This is a genomic window from Methylocystis silviterrae, from assembly GCF_013350005.1.
Classification (GTDB): domain Bacteria; phylum Pseudomonadota; class Alphaproteobacteria; order Rhizobiales; family Beijerinckiaceae; genus Methylocystis; species Methylocystis silviterrae.
On record NZ_JABVWW010000064.1, the window covers coordinates 1 to 574 of the forward strand.

1 protein-coding gene is annotated in these 574 nt (G+C 57.1%); it reads right to left on the minus strand.

The genetic code is table 11. From position 1 onward, the window contains the following. On the minus strand, positions 1-341 hold a 341-nt coding region (locus tag HUN39_RS18970; RefSeq protein ID WP_175095983.1), incomplete at its 3' end, for a class I fructose-bisphosphate aldolase. Between the last annotated feature and the right edge of the window lie 233 nt (positions 342-574).

The following is a 574-nucleotide window of genomic DNA, read 5'->3' on the forward strand; positions in this document are numbered from 1 at the left end:
ATCATTTCGCCGGGAAAATTGGCAAGCGACTTTGCCCCCAAATCGACCTTGATGCCTGGAATGGCGCCGGCCGCCTCGATGTATTTGACGAGTGGCGTCCCGTCGCTGGCGGTCTGTCTAATGGTCTCATCGAAGAGGATGACGCCAGAAATATATCGATTAATTGCCTCTTCGGCGCGGAACAGGAGTTTGCGGTAATCGCGCCGCGTCGCCTGGGTAGAGTCGACGCCGATTGCCGCGAACCTTTTCGCGATCGTTCCGGCGCTCTCGTCGGCGGCGAGAATGCCTTTCCCTGGTGCGACCATGGCTCTCGCGGTTCGAACGAGCACGTCCTTGTTCATAATCCTTCTCCTCCGAGCCAGCCCGGTCGATGACAACTACGTTAGAGATGCATCCTTGGGCGCTTTCCTATTCCGCTATGCCGAAGCGTATGTGCCTTTGTTGAAGCTACGAATTGAACAGACGCTGACATGAATGATGCGCTCCCACCCGACGCCGGCCGCCGCCGCGCTTCTTGCCGAGACTGACAGTTCAATGAACTCCGCCCGCATCAAGGAAAATGGTGTCTCGGAAA